The organism is Pseudomonas sp. TWI628 (assembly GCF_039673865.1).
Classification (GTDB): domain Bacteria; phylum Pseudomonadota; class Gammaproteobacteria; order Pseudomonadales; family Pseudomonadaceae; genus Aquipseudomonas.
In genome coordinates this window covers 1-18622 of sequence record NZ_JBDJMM010000037.1, presented here as the reverse complement: position 1 = coordinate 18622, position 18622 = coordinate 1, and the positions used below count along the sequence as shown (strand labels likewise).

Here is an 18622-nt window from a genome sequence, read left to right as displayed (position 1 = left end):
ATCACTTCACCAGGGGCAGGTTATCGGCTTTCCAGCTGGAAACGCCACCGCTCAGTTTGGCGGCAGTGTAACCAGCCTTGAGCAGCTCGCCGCAGACCGCGCCAGACTGCTGGCCCATCGCATCGACGACGATCAGCGTCTTCTCTTTGTGCTTCTCGAGCTCGGTCATGCGGTTGGCGATCTTGTCCTGCGGGATGTTCAGCGCACCGACGATGTGGCCGGCGGAATATTCCTTGGACGGGCGAATGTCGATGACCAGCGCCTTGTCGGCATTGACCAGCGCGGTCAGCTGGCCGTTGCTCAGGCTCTGGCCGCCACGGCGCAGTTCATTGACGAGCAGTGCAACCAGCAGAACCACGAAGATCGCCACCAGGATGTAGTGATCTGTCGCGAATTGAATCAGGTGAGCAACCATCAGCGGTGTTCCAGGCGATTGAAAATGCCGGCCAGTATACACAGCCCCCCAGTGCCACCAAAGCCCGAAGGGTTGGCGGTAAAGGTAGCTTCATGTTACCGGTGGCCTGCGCCGGTCGGGCGACAGGACGATTATTCGCCGTTGATGGCGCATTTGCCCTAAAATGCGTGTCTTTATCATCTTTGAACAACCGTGAGTTTGATTGATGACGAGTACGCCCAAACCCCTGGTCCTGATAATCCTGGATGGATTCGGCCACAGCGAAAGCCCCGAATTCAACGCCATCTATGCCGCCAACACACCGGTCTACGACCGCCTGCGCGCCACCCAGCCGCATGGCCTGATTTCCGGATCAGGGATGGATGTCGGCCTGCCGGACGGGCAGATGGGCAACTCCGAAGTCGGCCACATGAACCTCGGCGCCGGGCGCGTCGTCTACCAGGACTTCACCCGGGTGACCAAGGCCATCCGCGACGGTGAATTCTTCCAGAACCCGGTACTCACCGGCGCGGTGGACAAGGCAGTGGGCAACGGCAAGGCCGTGCACATCCTCGGCCTGCTGTCCGACGGCGGCGTGCACAGCCACCAGGACCACTTGATCGCCATGGCCGAACTGGCCGCTCAGCGTGGTGCCGAAAAAATCTACCTGCACGCCTTCCTCGATGGCCGTGACACCCCGCCACGCAGCGCCCAATCGTCGATCGAGCTGCTCGATGCAACCTTCGCCAAGCTCGGCAAGGGGCGCATCGCCAGCCTGATCGGCCGCTACTTCGCGATGGACCGCGACAACCGCTGGGACCGCGTCAGCGCTGCTTACAACCTGATCGTCGACAGCGTTGCCGAATACACCGCCGACAGCGCGCTGGCAGGCCTGGAAGCGGCCTACGCCCGTGAAGAGAACGACGAATTCGTCAAGGCCACGCGCATTGGCGAGGCGGTCAAGGTCGAAGACGGCGACGCCGTGATCTTCATGAACTTCCGCGCTGACCGCGCCCGCGAGCTGTCGCGTGCCTTCGTCGAGCCGGACTTCAACGAATTCCCGCGTGCACGCCTGCCGAAAATGGCGGCCTACATCGGCCTGACCCAGTACTCGGCAAAAATCGCCGCGCCGGCCGCCTACGCCCCGTCCAGCCTGAACAACGTACTGGGCGAGTACCTGGCGAAAAACGGCAAGACTCAGCTGCGCATCGCCGAAACCGAGAAATATGCACACGTCACGTTCTTCTTCTCCGGTGGCCGCGAAGAGCCGTTCGAAGGCGAAGAGCGCATCCTGATCCCGTCGCCAAAGGTCGCCACCTACGACCTGCAGCCCGAGATGAACGCGCCTGAAGTGACCGACCGCATCGTCGAGGCCATCGAGCAGCAGCGTTTTGACGTGATCGTGGTCAACTACGCCAACGGCGACATGGTTGGCCACACCGGCGTGTTCGAGGCGGCAGTAAAAGCAGTCGAAGCCCTGGATACCTGTGTCGGGCGTATCGTCGAGGCGTTGGAGAAGGTCGACGGCGAAGCGCTGATCACCGCCGACCACGGCAACGTCGAGCAGATGGAAGACGCCTGCACCGGCCAGGCGCACACTGCGCACACCAGCGAGCCGGTGCCGTTCATCTATGTCGGCAAGCGCAAGCTGCAGGTCCGCGAAGGCGGTGTGCTGGCCGACGTGGCGCCGACCATGTTGAAACTGCTGGGCCTGGAAAAGCCGGCAGAAATGACCGGTACTTCGATCCTGGTCGACGCCTGATTCGGTGTACCGGGGCCGCCTTGCAGCCCCTTTGCACATGAATTCCGGACAAACGCCCCGCTGCCCCGGCAGCGAGGCGTTTTTTTTGCCTGCCCGCACGGGCATACTAGGCCAGTCTCCATCCCTGGTACGCCAAACCCCATGCTACGCGCCCTGATCCTATTAGCCCTGTCTTGCCTGCTCAGCCCGGCCTTCGCCGATGAGCGCGCGCAGACCCAGCAGCAACTGGACGCCACCCGCCAGGACATTGCCGAGCTCAAGAAGACGCTGAGCAAGCTCCAGGAAGAAAAAGCCGGTGTGCAAAAAGACCTCAAGGCCACCGAGACCGACATCGGCAACCTGGAGAAGCAGGTGGAGGCCCTGCAACAAGAACTAAAAAAGACCGAGGGCGAGCTGGAGCGCCTTGATACCGAGAAAAAAAAACTCCAGAGCGCCCGCGTTGAACAACAGCGACTGATCGCCATCCAGGCCCGTTCGGCCTACCAGAACAACGGCCGCGAGGAATACCTCAAGCTGCTGCTCAACCAGCAGAACCCCGAGAAATTCGCCCGCACCCTCACCTATTACGACTACCTGAGCAAGGCGCGTCTCGACCAGCTCAAGGCGTTCAATGAAACCTTGCGCCAGCTGGCCAACGTCGAGCAGGACATTTCCCGTCAGCAGGAACAGTTGCTGGCCCAGCGCGCTGACCTCGACACCCGCCGCCAGGCGTTGGACGCCGAGCGCGGCAAGCGCCAACAGGTCCTGGCCAAGCTCAACAGCGACGTGAAAGACGGCGACCAGAAGCTGCAGGCCCGGCAACAGGACCAGGCCGACCTGGCCAAGGTGCTCAAGACCATCGAGGAAACCCTGGCCCGCCAGGCCCGCGAAGCCGAAGAAGCGCGCAAGAAAGCCCTGCTTGCCCAGCAGGAAGCCGAGAAACGCCGCCAGCAGGAAGCCCTGGCCGCCCGTGCAGACAAGGAAGATGCCGAGCCACCGAAAAAGGCCCGCACCACCCTCGGCCCGCTGGTTTCCAGTGACGGCGCCAGCTACGGCGGAGCATTTTCTGCTGCACGGGGAAAACTTCCCTGGCCGGTCAATGGTCGATTGCTGGCACGCTTCGGTGACGCCCGCGGCAGCGATGCCCGGGCCAAGTGGGACGGCGTGATGATCAGCGCCAGCCCCGGCACCCAGGTACGCGCAGTGCACGGCGGGCGGGTGGTGTTTGCCGACTGGTTGCGTGGCGCTGGACTTCTGGTCATTCTCGACCATGGTAATGGTTACCTGAGCCTGTACGGCCACAACCAGAGCCTGCTCAAGAGCGCCGGCGACATCGTCAAGGCCGGCGAAGCCATTTCCACCGTTGGCGACAGCGGTGGCCAGGACAGCGCAGGCTTGTACTTCGCCATCCGCCAGCAGGGCCGGCCTACCGACCCTTCGCAGTGGTGCCGCGGCTGACACATTACATACGGCGTAGCGCCAGGCGCTGCGCCGATGCTCCGCAGGGAGCGCTTACAGGATCAGGAGTTTGTTCGACATGCTGCACTCGCCTCGCCTCACCCAGCTGGCCCTGACCATCGCCCTGGCGATTGGTGCGCCCCTGGCCAGCGCCGCGGAGCCGGCGAAAGCATCGCCAGCCAAGACTGCCGCAGTGCCAGCCACCGAAGTGACCGCCAAGGCGCCACTGCCGCTGGAAGAGCTGCGCACCTTTGCCGAGGTCATGGACCGTATCAAGGCTGCCTACGTCGAACCTGTGGACGACAAGACCCTGCTGGAAAATGCCATCAAGGGCATGCTCAGCAACCTTGACCCCCACTCGGCCTACCTCGGCCCTGAAGACTTCCAGGAGCTGCAGGAGAGCACCAGCGGCGAATTCGGCGGCCTCGGCATCGAAGTGGGCCAGGAAGACGGCAATATCAAGGTGGTGTCGCCGATCGACGACACCCCAGCCTCGCGTGCCGGCGTGCAGGCCGGCGACCTGATCGTCAAGATCAACGGCGCACCAACCCGCGGCCAGACCATGACCGAAGCGGTCGACAAGATGCGTGGCAAGGTGGGCGAGAAGATCACCCTGACCCTGGTGCGCGACGGCGGCAGTCCATTCGACGTGACCCTTGCCCGCGCGGTGATCCAGGTCAAGAGCGTGAAGAGCCAGTTGCTGGAAAGCGGCTATGGCTACATCCGCATCACCCAGTTCCAGGTCAAGACCGGTGATGAAGTCGGCAAGGCCCTGGCCAAGCTGCGCAAGGACAACGGCAAAAAACTGCGCGGGGTGATCCTCGACCTGCGCAACAACCCCGGCGGCGTGCTGCAATCGGCTGTGGAAGTGGCCGACCACTTCCTGACCAAGGGCCTGATCGTCTACACCAAGGGCCGCATCGCCAACTCCGAATTGCGCTTCTCTGCCGACCCGGCCGACGCCAGTGAAGGCGTACCGATGGTAGTGCTGATCAACGGCGGCAGCGCTTCGGCCTCGGAAATCGTCGCCGGTGCCCTGCAGGACCAAAAACGCGCTGTGTTGATGGGCACCGACAGCTTCGGCAAGGGCTCGGTACAGACCGTGCTGCCACTGGCCAACGACCGCGCACTGAAGCTAACGACTGCGCTGTACTACACCCCCAACGGCCGCTCGATCCAGGCCCAGGGCATCGTCCCCGACATCGAAGTGCGCCCGGCCAAGCTGACCGCCGATGCCAGCGACAACGACACCTTCAAGGAAGCCGACCTCCAAGGCCACCTGGGCAACGGCAACGGCGGTGCCGACCGCCCGACCGACAGCAGCAAGCGCAAGGAGCGCCCGCAGGACAGTGACTACCAGCTGAGCCAGGCGCTGAGCCTGCTCAAGGGCCTGAACATCACCAAGGGCGACTGATCCACCCCATGCGTTATCTGTTGTGTCTGTTGTTCTGCCTGATGGCCGGGGTCGCGCAAGCGGCGCCGGCCGGCAAGGCCTACCTGAGCATCATCATCGACGACCTGGGCCAGAGCGCCGATCGCGACAGCCGAACACTCGCCCTGCCCGGGCCGGTGACCCTGGCGATCATGCCCGATACCCCACACGCCACCGACTTCGCCCGCCAGGCCCACAAGGCCGGCAAGACGGTGATCCTGCACATGCCCATGGACCCGGCCACCGGGCCCTTTGCCTGGCACCCAGGCATCCCGATCGAAGAGCTGGCCCGGCGCCTGGATGCGGCTTTGGCCAAGGTGCCGTATGCCGCTGGCATCAACAACCACATGGGTAGCCGCATGACCGCCCAGCGTGAGCCGATGGCCTGGTTGATGGGTGAGCTGCAGCGTCGGCACCTGTTCTTCGTCGACAGCCGCACCAGCGCGGCCACGGTCGCGGCCGCCGAGGCCCAAGCCCAGGGGCTGGCCCATGTGTCGCGGGATGTGTTTCTCGATGACGTGCGTACTACCGAAGCAATCACCGGGCAGTTGCAGCAAGGCATTGCCCTGGCGCGCAAGCAGGGCTCGGCGGTGCTGATCGGCCACCCTTATGCACAGACCCTGGAAGTGCTGGAGCGCGAGCTGCCACGGCTCAAGAGCCAGGGCATCGAACTGATCCCGCTCAGGCAGATGATTGCCCTGCGCAGCAACCTGGCGATGCCGGGGCATGGCAAGAACGGGCGTTACACCAACCGCTGAAGAAGCCCCCACCTATGTACCGCCAGACGCGCCCATAATCCCTTCACCCTTCGTCCTCCATCTATAAGGAGGTACGACATGCAAAAGCCATTACGCCTCGCCACGCTGAGCCTCACACTGGTCGCCCACTTGGCCAATGCCAGCGACACCACGCCCCCTCCCACAGCACCGCTTATCCTGTACAACAGCCAAGGCCAGAACTCGCAGTGGACCGGCGTTGGCCGGCTGACCTGGAACAACCGGCATTGCATCGGCACGCTACTGGACAGCCGCGACGCCACCCTCGGCACAAATGGGCCGGCCTACATCCTGACGGCTGGGCACTGTGTCGGTGGCATAAATGGCAAGGTCCTCGTGGACCAGGCGATTACCGGCAGTATCAGCTTCAATTATTTTGTCGATACACAAGACCAGCGCCACACCGTGCGCCTGAAGCGAACGCTATGGAACAGCTTGCAAGGTGCCGACCTCGCGCTTCTCGAGCTCGACGCCACGCTGGGGGAACTGCTGGCTCTAGGTATAACGCCACTCAAACCAGGCATATCCCCGTTACAGGGAAGCGCAGTCCAGATAGCCGGCGAGCCAAGCTCGATCGGCAAAGGCTTGCGCCTGTCCACCTGTACCGAGTGGCGCCATGACACATCCAGTGTCGGAAGCTGGGTGTGGCGCAATGCCAGGCGTAACGATTGCCAAGGCCTGGATGAGGGCGCCTCCGGGAGCCCGGTCGTGGCCACCGGGAGCAATCGCCTGGTCAGTGTTGCCAACAGCCTGCATGACAACGAAGTCGGTGCAATTCCGGTACACCGCCTGCTTGGCTGCTTCAGTGCAGGTCGTGTGGACCTCGATAAGGAAGATTGCCAGCTACTGCCGGGTTTTCAACTCGAGCCGCAGGGCAACAGCTTCAAGGCACTGACCAAAGCCCGAAGCTTGGCTGATGGCTCCCTTGAGCCTGCACGCTGGGGCTTCCCGTTCCTGATCGATACACCGCGCTACCGCTACAAAACCAGCACTGACGCACTTGCATGCGAAGACCCGGTTGGCTACAGCGGCACCCTTTCTTCCAGCGAGACCCTGATCGATGACCCGATCGGCCCAGAGCCCGGCACTCACTACTTGTGCCTGATCGGCATACAGTCGCCAGAGCAACTGCCTTCTCGTGCGCTGATGGCCAACAGCCTGAGCGTCAAAGTGGATCTGCTGCCACCCGGCCGCCCCCAGGCCCGGGTGATGACTGAACATTTGCCCGACGGTGGCGTGCGCATCAGTTGGCTGCGAGACCCTGACGTCGTGTTCTACCGGGTAAAGCGTGGTGCACCGGCAACGACCGACTGTCATGATCAGTCAGGCTATCGCCTGCTGCGCGCACAGAGCCGCGACATCCCGGGTTCGGCCTTGCCTTTGAAGCTGTGCAGCGTCGCCATCGATGTGATTGGGCAAAGTTCCGAAGTGCGCACTGACCTGCTGCAAGCCGCCGTACCGTAACAGCAGCCCGAGCCTGCGGTACCTGGCATGAGTGCCAGGTACCGCTGCTCCCGACTTGTTACTCAACAGCTCAATTGAACGGAATGATGCCCTCGGCTTGCTCCAGCGTCAGCTTGCCACGGTGCAGCCGTTGCCCCGCAATTGCAGCGAGGCGGCTGCTCATGCGACGCTGGCTCCAAGTCTTCAGGTGGCCGGCAATGAAATCCTTGGGAAAGGCGTCAGGCGACGGGAAATGAAAGTGCGCAGCCCAAAGATTACGTTTACTCGGCAGGCGCAGCACCCGGTACTCGTCAAACGCACTACCGTCCTGCATGGTGCGCCGCTCGCTGTATTCGACCGTGATCAGGCCCTCTTCGTAAAGAAAACGCAGGGCTTGGGCGGAGGGATAGCTGGTGTCCGTGTAAAGGGTAGTGAGCTGCAGCTTTTTTTCTGCACGTAGCGCATCTGCCTCTCGCTCCACGGTCCTGAGCAGCGTGTCGTTGCCACCCACATCACGCACGGTGCTGGCTGCCTGAGCCAGTTTGTGCAGCTGCTGGTCGAATAACTGGGCAAGCAAGGCACCCTTGATATCGTTTTGAACGTATGCCTTGGCTTTCACCCGCACGGCATTGTTCTCGTCCAGCAGTGACTGTACCCACATGGCCAGATCGCCGGGTGGGGTTTCGTCAGATAACGACGGTCGCTTATCTTCACGCTGGCGCCACTCATCCCCCACTTTTTCGAAAGTGGCCAACACCGCATCGCTGAACGCCTCACGCACCTCAAGCACGTGCTGCCCCTGAAATTCGATTTCGGTTCCGATCAATAGCTGGCCCTGAGCATTACGCACCAGCCGCTGCGGCACGCTGGACATCGGGTAAGGCGTACGCTTGCTGGGCACGCTGGCGTCATCCTGCTCACGAGCCGCCTGCACCAAACGGCTGCCCGCATCGAGTTTGAGCTTGCCGACATGCTCCCGGTATCGATCGATCATGGCCGGCTCGACCAGTGCCCCACCCTCCTGGCGAATGCGGTCGCTGTTGAGCAGCGCGGCACTGTATTCATCCCAGGCCTCCTGCAGGATGACAATCCTGTCCTGCGCCGGCAGGTTGGCAAAATCCAGTTCGCCGTGAGCCTCAGCCGCGTTACGCAGGCTCAGGCTAGCCAGGTCCTGGCGGTAGCCTGAAAGGAGGTTTTGCCCCGTGACGCTGTCCAAATGCAACGCAAGGTCCGCCAGGTTCAATACCTGGTGGAAACGCAACTGAACCGTGTTGACGCTGCGCTGGGCAATCAATTGCGCAACGGTGCGTACTGGTTCGCCCGACGAACCGGTAATCGCGAAATCGTCTGCGGTATCCGCCAGTAGCTGATCGAGATGCTCATACCCTGCCAGGATGCGCTCCTGCAGTCCGACAACGGTTTCCAGTTTGAGGCGGAACTTCTGATACAACTGAGCGACTTCAGCAATTGGCTGCCCATCCAGGGCCTTTTGCATCTCGACCAGTTCGGGATAGTCCACAAGGTTCCAAAGCTCATTGACGATGAAGTCGTTATTGCGGATAAGCCCCTCCCGTACAGTGGTCTCGTGCTGCGTAAGCATCGCATCCCAATCGCCTTTCAGGCGTTCGCTGGTATATTTGGGCTCACTGAGGGTCGCCAGCAGCGGCAGTATTGCCTTTTCAGCGCTGACGGCAGCTTCCAGTTGCTGTATCGACTGGTCCCTCTGCTCGGAGTCATTTCGTTCCAACTCGGTTATGCGTTCATCGTAGCGCTGTAGCAAAACTTGCAAACTCGCAGCTTCGTCCCCCTCGGGCAACGAAGATTGTTTTTCGGCTGCCTTGGCTCTGAGGTCCTTGAGGGTTTGCAGCTTTTGCTTCGACTCCAGCGAACTCAGGGCCAGCCTGCCGAATTGTTCTCGCGCAAGGTTGACCTGCTGGTCCAGCTGGTTGACCTTTTTATGCAATTCGCGAAACCGGGTCGCCAGCCGAGCGCGGGCGACGTTCTGCTGCATACCGGCCTTCAGGCAGAGTGACGCGTCAACTCGCCAGAAGCCTTCGTCAAAACTCAGCCAGGGCCCCGGGGCTCCCTTGGCATCGACCACCTGCACGCCATAGGGCTTTCGCTCGACACGGTAGACATACCCGCCCAAGGCTACGTAATAGTTGTCGTCAATGCGGTACAAGCCCGCCGCTTCGCCGGCGCTCAACGGTTTCAGGCCATTGAGCGATACACCTGAACGCATGGCCATGAGCTTTTTCTTCAGTTGTTCCGGCAATCAGTTGACGCCACCCCGGCCTCGGTAGGCATGATCAAGCCAGGGGCCAGGCAACGCTTCGCCAGATGCCGGCGCCACCTCCTGCGCAGCGACAGCGATCTCGGCAAAAGCTCCGCGCTGTGCCTCAGGCCCTTCGACTGCTGCCGCGCTGGGCAATTCAGGACGGGGGCTTTGCTGGGCGGGCTGCCTGGCATGCAACAACACCATGCTCATGTTCAGCATCAGGTCGGCAGTTGCAGCCGCGCGGTCGAACTCATCGCCACGCTCGAGGGCTTCAAGGTCGTGCTGCAAGGAAGCCAGCAGTTGCACCAACCACGCCACAGAGGCCACCGGCCCTCGGAGCGCCAATGTCACGACATCGAACAATAGCCATGCGCCTTCGCACAGGATCTGCCAGCGGCTCTCGGCATTGGATACAGACTGTTCGTCAGCGAGAATGAGCAGCAAGTCCCGATTTGCCGCATACAGTTTCTCGTCAATGTCGTTACGCCAGTAGCTGATGGCCAGCTTGGCAGGTTGCGCACGCACAGGCTGAACGTAAGGATCGATGCCAATGGCACTGATGTGGGGTTCGCTGAAACCTCCATGGTCGTAGATTGCCCTGACGCTCGGCTCCATCCAGTCGAGAATGCTGTCCTGCAGAATCTTCGACTCGCGCACATGCTCAAGCAACGCCGACAAACTGGAATATTCACGAAGCGTGTCTTGCGCAAACAAGGGGCGGTAAAGCAATGCCAACGAGGGCTCTGCGCAATACAGGATGTACATGCAGCGGACCGTGTCGGTTTGCGCGGAGGTTGCGCTGCGCTTGAATGCCAATGGCATCAACGTCATGCGCGGCGTGTCCGCGTCGACTTGCCCGGCACAGAAGTCGACCACGCATTGCAGCCCTGGCTCTCGGATCTTTCCGTCCAGCTTGGCAGTGATCGCAGTGGCGAGCAGAGCCGCACGCCATTCACCACCCAGACGCTTGACCCGGTCCGCGCGCCTGGCCGGATCGTCCAGCTGCGCAGCGACATAGGCAGGGTAAAGGCTTCCGATATCTACCTTGCTGACAAGCGCCCTGGCAGCCTTGGCATCCAACCATGGCGGCACTTCGCCTCCGCTGCGCAGGTAAATGCGTTCGATGCTCGCCCCCTTGAGGGAAGCGAGATTACCGATGGCGAATTCGGTGAGCGTCTTGCTGCCAGCGAAGACCAATGGTTCGCCGCCGCCAGTGCCTGTTGCCGCACCTCCCGGCACCCCACGGGCAAGGTAGAGGTCGAACATCAGTTCGTCCGGGGAGCTGTCAGCCCCATGATCCGCGCGGATTTGGGCGACAAGCTTCTGGCGAGCGTAATCGTTCAGCGACTGAATGCCCTCCAGCGCAGCGACGCCACCCGAGTCGAGTTGATAAAGCGCAATCTGCAGCAACGCGGCGCTGCACGCGAAGCTGTCCTGCGCCACACTGCCCCGCAACCCCGGGGGTGGCTTCACTGCAGGGGTGTCATCCTGATACACCTCGAACCAGGGCGAAGGGTCGCTAAGCACGCTAAAACGCTGCTCAAGCGCCGCTAGATCCTTGATGTCGCGATAGCGAGCTCGCTCAATCCGTTGCAGCAGCGAGTCGAGCAAAAGCGAAACCTGCTGGGCAAATACATTGCCGTAGGCTGGATAGCGTTGCCAACTCATCTGTTCGAAGGCATAGACCTGCGCCAGTTCGTCACGCAATGCGAGGCCAAACGCGCTCAACGAGTCGAAGCTGCGTACCGCCCCGGAAGGTGCGCACCACAGAATGACCTCGCGCTCATCCCACTCGCCACAGACCAGCATCTGGCATTGCATTGGATCATGCTGCAGGGCCGCACTGGTCAGACGGGCCTGGACGAAGTACACCGGGGGCTGGTCGTCACCGCCGTGCAGCACGCCACGGATACACGCTTGCTCCTCAGAAGCCAGCCCTTGCAAGGGCAAGCTGCGCAGCAGAGAGATCCTGAGCAGCAACTGCAACCAGTCGTCGCGACTGACTCCGGCGCTGCCCTTGGCCCGCCAATACTCGAGTTGCGCCTCGCAGAAACGTTGTGGAAGCTCTTCTACCAGCTGATTGAGGGCGGATGACAAGCCTGACAATTGACGGGTATCGAACTCACTCGTCGAGCCGGCGAAAAGATAGGCGCCGGTCAACCCGAGGTTGAAATGGCGACCATCTGCCAGTGGCTCGAAACTCAGCGGCTGCGGGTCGAGCAAGGCTTGCAGAATCCGGTCCACCAAGGGGCCGGTGGTCCAATAGTTGCCGGAGGGCTCCGGGCTGTCCAGTGTCAGCGGGTCAGCCGTTGTCAGGGCAGGGGTAACGTAGGCCAACCATGGCAACTCTGCCAGCAACACGCGCAGCAGCTGTGCACTGGCGACCTGGCGCAGGGTCGGCCGATCGTCGAACTGCCTGGCAACGGCTTGCCTGAAATCAAAGACTGGAACCTGGGAACGGGTCATGCTGGGTACCTCCGCCTTGAAAAACGGTAGGCTGCGGCAATCAGGCCCGATATCCGCACTACATATTGCTAAAAAAAAAGGCCTTGCTCTGTCGGGCAAGGCCTTTTCTTCAATGCATCAGCCTCAGCTGTACACACGCCCCAGCAACTGGCGGTGGCTTTCGAACTGATCCAGCACATCACGCACGATCTGCTCCGGCGCAAAGCCCATCAGGTCGTACTCCTGGCTGCCATCATGCAGATACACCTCGGCACGGTAGAAGCGCTGGCGCACTTCCGGCTCACCCTCTACCGGCGCCTCGCTCGGCGCGGCCATGTAGCCGTCCAGGCTCACTTCGTAAACGAACGGGTTGCCCTCGTCCATCATCACCCGCAGGCCCATCATGTTGCGCGACTGGCCAACACGGGTTTCCACCTCGAAGCCCAGGGTCTGCAACTGCGCGGCGGCTTCCTTGAGCGCCGGGCTGACGTGCTTGTCCATGAAGCGCTGCACCACGGCCTGGGTCGGCTGCAGGTCCAGCTGGCTCAGGCGCTCGGTGAAGCCGCGACGGCCACGGGCGGCCAGTTCGGCGCGCTCCTGCTCGACCGCCACGTCCTGCTTCATGGCTTTGTACAGGCCGAACATGAACAGCACCAGCACCACCGAGAACGGCAGGCCCGCCAGCACCACCATGGTCTGCATGGCTTCGAAGTTACCGGCGAACAGCAGGCCGATGGTGACCAGGGTGATGACCACCGACCAGAACACCACCATCCAGTGCGGGGCGTCTTCGTCGACCTTGCCGCCTTTGCACGACAGGTTGGCCATCATCACCGCGCCCGAGTCGGCCGGGGTGAGGAACAGCACGAAGCCGACGAACACCGCCACACCGATCACGATCTTGGCCGCCGGGAAGTATTCCAGTAGCTGGTAGATCGACATCGACGGCTGCTCCAGCGCTGTCTTGCCCAGCTCCACGGCGCCCTGGTTGATCACCAGGTCCAGCGCGGTATTGCCAAAGATCGACAGCCAGGCCAGGGTGAAGCCCAGCGGGATCAGCAGCACGCCGCTGACCAGCTGGCGCACGGTGCGGCCCTTGGAGATACGGGCAATGAACATGCCGACGAACGGGCCCCAGGAGATCCACCAGGCCCAGTAGAACACGGTCCACAGGCCCAGCCAGCGCTCGGACTTGCCGGCTTCGCCTTCGTATACATAGAGGTCGAAGGTCTTCAGCACGATGCCGTTGAGGTAGTCACCGATGTTCTGCACGAAGCCGTTGAGCAGGTGCAAGGTTTCGCCGCCCAGCAGGACGAAGATCAGCAGGCCGCTGAACAGCACGATATTCAGGTTGGACAGGCGACGAATGCCGTTCTCTACACCCGATACCGCCGCCACGGTGGCCACGCCAGCCATGACCAGGATCACCACCAGCAGGTTGGTCTTGCTGTGGTCCATGCCGAACAGGTATTCCAGGCCGGAGGACACCTGCATCGAACCAATGCCCAGGTTGGTCACCAGGCCCAACAGGGTGACGAACATGCCGAAGATGTCCACGGCATTGCCCGCAGCGCCTTTGACCCAGCGCTCACCCACCAGCGGGTACAACGCCGAGCGCAGGGCCAACGGCTGATTGTGACGGTAGGCGAAGTAACCCACGGCCAAGCCGACCAGGGCGTAGATCGCCCAGCCATGCAGGCCCCAGTGCAGGAAGGTCAGCTGCAGGCCCTGGCGCGCCGCGTCGAGGCTGGCAGAGGTGCCTTCCGGTGGATTGAAGTAGTGGTCCAGCGGCTCGGACGCGCCGAAGTACAGCAGCGAAATGCCGATACCGGAGGAGAACAGCATGCCGGCCCAGGCGCCGTAGCTGAAGTCAGGCTGGTCGTCCTTGCCGCCAAGCTTGAGCTTGCCGTAGTCGGAAAAGGCCAGGTAGATGACGAACAGCAGGTAGCCGCCGATCACCAGCATGTAGTACCAGCCGAAGGTGCGCGTCAGCCATTTCTGGGCCACGCCCAGCACCTGGCCGGCGGCTTCGGGTACAGCGATCAACAAGGCAGTCAGAACGAGGATCATCAGCGCGGAGGTGAAGAACACCACGCGGTTGACCCGGACCCTCTCGGCGGGGGGCTTGGTAAGTGAGGCAGAACTCATTGCACGAATGCTCCGGGCAGTACGGCTTTGGAGGCTAATCAGTCTTTTCCCGAGCAATTGGTGGAATTCCGCCACTGCATCAGGTGTTATAAAAGCACCCTGGAAACCGTGATCCCGAATCGATACGTTGCAAAAAAACAGACAGGTGGCCTGCTGAAAAATGCCACGCCTCCACGGAGGTGCGCGCATTCGTCACAGATCACCCCGCCCGCTCCAAGGGCCTGTCGCAGGGCCAGTGACCGTACGGCAGAATCTGCATCTCGCATCGCTCATGCCCGTCAACGCCTTGTATTCCGGGGGTTACGCGATTTCCTGGGGTGTCAATCGGTGCCTTCTCGACGGCCTGAAAAGCTGTCAATGGCACAAATTGTCGCAGAGCTTATTCTTTATTGATTGAACGTTCAATCAAAACAAAATAGACTGGCCTTCGCCGAGTCAGCCGCCTGTCGTCTGCTCGCAGGCCTGAGGAGATAGCAAGATGCCCAAGGTCGGTATGCAACCCATCCGCCGCCAGCAGTTGATCGAAGCCACGTTGCAGGCGGTCGATCAGGTCGGACTGGGTGACGCCAGCATTGCGCTGATTGCCCGTTTGGCCGGTGTGTCGAACGGCATCATCAGTCACTACTTTCGGGACAAGAACGGCCTGATTGCAGCGACGATGGGTTACATCATGAACATGCTCAACGAAGGCGTTAGAGCACGTCGCCAGGCCCTGACGGACGACAGCCCGCGCGCCCACCTGAAAGTGATCATCGAGGGCAACTTCGATGCCAGCCAGGTGAACGGCCCGGCAATGAAAACCTGGTTGGCCTTCTGGGCTTCCAGCATGCACCAGCCCGATTTGCACAGGTTGCAGCGGATCAATGATCACCGCCTGTATTCCAACCTGTGCTGCCAGTTCCGCCGCGCCCTGCCGCTCTACCATGCGCGCAAGGCCGCCCGCGGCCTGGCGGCCCTGATCGATGGCCTGTGGCTGCGGGGTGCCCTGTCGGGAGATGCATTCGACACCGACCAGGCGATACGGATTGCATACGAATACATGGATCTACAACTGGCTAAACAGCACACCCTGGACACCAACGACCAGGCCGCTGATCAAGCACGCACGGCCCTTGCCCACCCGGCAGGAGCGTGACGCGCAGCCAACCACACACTGCACTTGCGAGGACACTATGGCCCGTTTCGGAACGCAAAAACTCTACATTGATGGTGCTTACGTCGACGCTGGCAGCGATGCCACCTTCGAAGCCATCAACCCGGCTACCGGTGAAGTCCTCGCCCACGTGCAACGTGCCACCCAGGCCGATGTCGAGAAGGCTGTGGAAAGCGCCGAGCGCGGCCAGAAAGTCTGGGCCGCGATGACCGCCATGCAGCGTTCGCGCATCCTGCGTCGCGCCGTCGACATCCTGCGCGAGCGCAACGATGAACTGGCCATGCTGGAAACCCTGGACACCGGCAAGTCGTACTCGGAAACCCGCTACGTCGACATCGTCACCGGCGCCGACGTGCTGGAATACTACGCCGGCCTGGTACCGGCCATCGAAGGCGAGCAGATCCCGCTGCGCGAATCGTCCTTCGTCTACACCCGCCGCGAGCCGCTGGGCGTGACCGTCGGTATCGGCGCGTGGAACTACCCGATCCAGATCGCCCTGTGGAAATCCGCCCCAGCCCTGGCCGCTGGCAATGCGATGATCTTCAAGCCGTCGGAAGTCACTTCGCTGACCACCCTGAAACTGGCCGAGATCTACACCGAAGCCGGCCTGCCGAACGGCGTGTTCAACGTCCTGACCGGCAGCGGCCGCGAAGTCGGCACTTGGCTGACCGAGCACCCACGCATCGAGAAAGTCTCCTTCACCGGCGGCACCACCACCGGCAAGAAGGTCATGGCCAGCGCCTCGAGCTCGTCGCTCAAGGAAGTCACCATGGAGCTGGGCGGCAAGTCGCCACTGATCATCTGCGCCGACGCCGACCTGGACAAGGCCGCCGACATCGCCATGATGGCCAACTTCTACAGCTCCGGCCAGGTCTGCACCAACGGCACCCGCGTGTTCATCCCGGCTGAAATGAAGGCGGCCTTTGAAGCCAAGATCGCCGAGCGCGCTGCCCGCATTCGCGTTGGCAACCCGGAAGACGAGAACACCAACTTCGGCCCGCTGGTCAGCTTCCAGCACATGGAAAGCGTGCTCGGCTACATCGCCAAAGGCAAGGAAGAAGGTGCCCGCGTGCTGTGCGGCGGCGAGCGCCTGACTGCCGGTGATTTCGCCAACGGTGCCTTCGTGGCCCCGACCGTGTTCACCGACTGCAGCGACGACATGACCATCGTCAAGGAAGAGATCTTCGGCCCGGTGATGAGCATCCTCACCTACGCAACCGAAGAAGAAGTCATCCGCCGTGCCAACGACACCGACTACGGCCTGGCCGCCGGTGTCTGCACCAATGACATCTCCCGCGCCCACCGCATCATCCACCAGCTGGAAGCCGGTATCTGCTGGATCAATGCCTGGGGCGAATCGCCAGCCGAAATGCCGGTTGGCGGCTACAAGCAGTCGGGTGTCGGCCGTGAGAACGGCGTCAGCTCGCTGGCTCAATACACTCGCATCAAGTCGGTCCAGGTCGAGCTGGGCGGCTACAACTCGGTCTTCTAAGGCCCAGTCCCGCCACGCCCGTGCCACTGCGCACGGGCGTTTCCGCTCCCTGACCACCGCCAACACGAGGGTACTTTCATGTCCCAAGAATTCGATTACATCATCGTCGGTGCCGGCTCCGCCGGTAACACCCTGGCGACCCGCCTGACCGAAGACGCCGGCGTCAGCGTACTGCTGCTGGAAGCCGGTGGCCCCGACTACCGCTTCGACTTCCGCACCCAGATGCCGGCCGCCCTGGCCTTCCCGCTGCAGGGTCGCCGCTACAACTGGGCCTACGAGACCGACCCGGAGCCACACATGGACGGCCGCCGCATGGAGTGTGGCCGCGGCAAGGGCCTGGGTGGCTCGTCGCTGATCAACGGCATGTGCTACATCCGCGGCAACGCCATGGACTTCGACGGCTGGGCGAAGCTGCCAGGCCTGGATGACTGGAGCTACCTGGACTGCCTGCCGTACTTCCGCAAGGCTGAAACCCGCGACATCGGCCCCAACGACTACCACGGCGGCGAAGGCCCGGTCAGCGTGACTACGCCTAAGGCCGGTAACAACCCGCTGTTCCATGCCATGGTCGAAGCCGGCGTGCAAGCTGGCTACCCACGCACCGAAGACCTCAACGGCTACCAGCAGGAAGGCTTCGGTCCGATGGACCGCACCGTGACCAAGCAAGGCCGCCGCTCCAGCACCGCCCGTGGCTACCTGGACCAGGCCAAGAAGCGCCCGAACCTGACCATCGTCACCCATGCCCTGACTGACCGCGTGCTGTTCGACGGCAAGCGTGCTGTTGGCGTGACCTACCTGGTCGGCGACAGCGAAGAGCGCGTCGAAGCCCGTGCCCGCAAGGAAGTGATCGTCAGCTCCGGCGCCATTGCTTCGCCGCAGCTGCTGCAGCGTTCCGGCGTTGGCCCGCGCGCCCTGCTGGAAAGCCTCGACATCCCGGTCGTGCACGACCTGCCGGGCGTCGGCGAAAACCTGCAGGACCACCTTGAGCTGTACCTGCAGTACGCCTGCACCCAGCCCGTGTCGCTGTACCCATCGCTGCTGTGGTGGAACCAGCCGGCCATCGGTGCCGAGTGGATGTTCAACGGTACCGGTATCGGCGCCAGCAACCAGTTCGAGGCCGGTGGCTTCATCCGTACCCGCCCTGAGTTCGAGTGGCCGAACATCCAGTACCACTTCCTGCCGGTCGCCATTAACTACAACGGCTCCAACGGCGTGAAGGAACACGGTTTCCAGGCGCACATGGGCTCGATGCGTTCGCCAAGCCGTGGCCGCATCCAGGCCAAGTCGAAGGACCCGCGCCAGCACCCGAGCATCCTGTTCAACTACATGGCCACCGAGCAGGACTGGCAAGAGTTCCGTGACGGCATCCGCCTGACCCGCGAAATCATGGCCCAGCCGGCGCTGGACCCTTACCGCGGTCGCGAAATCAGCCCGGGCGAGCACGTGCAGACCGACGAGGAACTGGACAAGTTCATCCGCGAGCACGCCGAAACCGCCTTCCACCCGTCCTGCTCGTGCAAGATGGGCACCGACGACATGGCAGTGGTCGACGGTGAAGGCCGTGTACACGGCATGCAGGGCCTGCGTGTGGTCGATGCGTCGATCATGCCGATCATCATCACCGGCAACCTCAACGCCACCACGATCATGATCGCCGAGAAGATCTCGGACAAGATCCGCAACCGCAAGCCGCTGCCGCGCAGCACCGCCAAGTACTATGTGGCCAACGGTGCACCGGTGAAGGGCAAGCCGATGCGTGAGGTGAAGCAGGCGTAAGCCTGCCCTGGCCTCTTAGCCGGCCAACCCCCCAAAAAGCCCCCCCCCACAACACAGCAAAAAACACCCACCCCCGGGCCCTTTTG

12 protein-coding genes and 1 pseudogene are annotated in these 18622 nt (G+C 62.2%); 8 read left to right on the top strand and 5 right to left on the bottom strand.

The window, feature by feature from the left end:
• Position 1 precedes the first annotated feature (1 nt).
• Entirely contained in the window at positions 2-415 is a 414-nt protein-coding gene (locus ABE528_RS24055; RefSeq protein WP_152955586.1) for a rhodanese-like domain-containing protein, read from the bottom strand.
• A gap of 205 nt (positions 416-620) precedes the next feature.
• Here ABE528_RS24055 and gpmI point away from each other — a divergent pair, with 205 nt between their 5' ends.
• The 5 genes from gpmI (at position 621) to ABE528_RS24030 (ending at position 7265) form a co-directional block, all read left to right on the top strand.
• A complete protein-coding gene (gene gpmI / locus ABE528_RS24050) occupies positions 621-2156 on the top strand; it encodes a 2,3-bisphosphoglycerate-independent phosphoglycerate mutase (RefSeq protein ID WP_152955585.1) in 1536 nt (511 codons plus the stop codon).
• 141 nt (positions 2157-2297) lie between these two features.
• Positions 2298-3593 carry a murein hydrolase activator EnvC gene (locus ABE528_RS24045; protein ID WP_152955584.1) on the top strand — a complete coding sequence of 432 codons (1296 nt, stop codon included), beginning with the start codon at positions 2298-2300 and terminating at the stop codon, positions 3591-3593.
• A gap of 79 nt (positions 3594-3672) precedes the next feature.
• Positions 3673-5007, top strand: coding sequence for a S41 family peptidase (locus ABE528_RS24040; protein ID WP_152955583.1), 1335 nt, complete (start codon positions 3673-3675; stop codon positions 5005-5007).
• Between the two features lie 8 nt (positions 5008-5015).
• A complete protein-coding gene (locus tag ABE528_RS24035; protein ID WP_152955582.1) occupies positions 5016-5783 on the top strand; it encodes a divergent polysaccharide deacetylase family protein in 768 nt (255 codons plus the stop codon).
• A 78-nt stretch (positions 5784-5861) separates the two neighbouring features.
• A complete protein-coding gene (locus ABE528_RS24030) occupies positions 5862-7265 on the top strand; it encodes a trypsin-like peptidase domain-containing protein (RefSeq protein WP_346654232.1) in 1404 nt (467 codons plus the stop codon).
• Between the two features lie 70 nt (positions 7266-7335).
• On the opposite strand, the gene ABE528_RS24025 is transcribed toward ABE528_RS24030, so the two are convergent.
• The 4 genes and pseudogenes from ABE528_RS24025 to ABE528_RS24010 form a co-directional block, all read right to left on the bottom strand.
• On the bottom strand, positions 7336-9519 hold the full coding sequence (locus ABE528_RS24025) for a hypothetical protein (RefSeq protein ID WP_346654231.1): 2184 nt from the start codon (positions 9517-9519) through the stop codon (positions 7336-7338).
• Positions 9520-11988, bottom strand: a complete 2469-nt coding sequence (locus ABE528_RS24020; RefSeq protein ID WP_346654230.1) for a DUF6543 domain-containing protein — start codon at positions 11986-11988, stop codon at positions 9520-9522.
• A gap of 123 nt (positions 11989-12111) precedes the next feature.
• Positions 12112-12303 (bottom strand): hypothetical protein, encoded by a 192-nt coding sequence (locus tag ABE528_RS24015; RefSeq protein ID WP_178120042.1) that lies wholly within the window; start codon positions 12301-12303, stop codon positions 12112-12114.
• Between the two features lie 238 nt (positions 12304-12541).
• A pseudogene (locus ABE528_RS24010) lies at positions 12542-14058 on the bottom strand (BCCT family transporter); the annotation flags it as partial.
• A gap of 535 nt (positions 14059-14593) precedes the next feature.
• Between ABE528_RS24010 and betI the strand changes: the two are divergent.
• From betI to betA, 3 genes are all read left to right on the top strand, one after another.
• Positions 14594-15250 carry a transcriptional regulator BetI gene (betI, locus tag ABE528_RS24005; protein ID WP_060509844.1) on the top strand — a complete coding sequence of 219 codons (657 nt, stop codon included), beginning with the start codon at positions 14594-14596 and terminating at the stop codon, positions 15248-15250.
• Positions 15251-15287: 37 nt separating this feature from the next.
• Complete coding sequence (betB, locus tag ABE528_RS24000; RefSeq protein WP_346654229.1) at positions 15288-16760, top strand: betaine-aldehyde dehydrogenase; 1473 nt, start codon at positions 15288-15290, stop codon at positions 16758-16760.
• Positions 16761-16838: 78 nt separating this feature from the next.
• Entirely contained in the window at positions 16839-18536 is a 1698-nt protein-coding gene (gene betA, locus ABE528_RS23995; RefSeq protein WP_152955577.1) for a choline dehydrogenase, read from the top strand.
• The last annotated feature ends 86 nt before the right edge of the window (positions 18537-18622 follow it).